1 protein-coding gene is annotated in these 475 nt (G+C 62.5%); it reads right to left on the bottom strand.

Translation table 11 applies throughout. The features are described from left to right. A partial coding sequence (locus AC2ETI_RS32655; protein WP_483635054.1) for an acyl-CoA dehydrogenase family protein occupies positions 1 to 475 on the bottom strand: 475 nt, incomplete at both ends.

The following is a 475-nucleotide window of genomic DNA, read 5'->3' as shown; positions in this document are numbered from 1 at the left end:
CCAACGGGAAAATGCAGGAGAACGGGAACTTGTACAACGTCTCCGTACGGCCCGCTTCCTTCCACGCCGTCCCGTCGTACACCTTTCCGGCGTCGATCGTGCGGTAGGTGGGCAGGAACGCGTCCTTGACGATCAGGTCCTTCGACCCGGTTCCGCGCAGGCCCACGACATTCCAGCTGTCCTGGTCGATGTCGTAATCGGAGCGCGGCAGCAGTACGTGCAGGTGCTTCGGCGGCATCAACGGCTTACCGGACTCGTCACCGACCATCGCGCCGATCATGATCCAGTCACAGTGATCGGTACCGGAGGAGAACGACCAGCGACCGTTGAGGATGTAGCCACCCTCGACCGGCCTCGCCACGCCCATCGGCGCATACGGTGACGCCATCCACGTATCGGGATCGGTTCCCCACACCTCTTCCTGAGCCTTGCGGTCGAAGAACGCAAGCTCCCACGGATGAACACCGACGATGCC

The organism is Rhodococcus sp. MurmanLake-1, from assembly GCF_056945715.1.
Note: the sequence above shows the minus strand (reverse complement) of the source record. Positions and strands in the feature narration are given on the sequence as shown.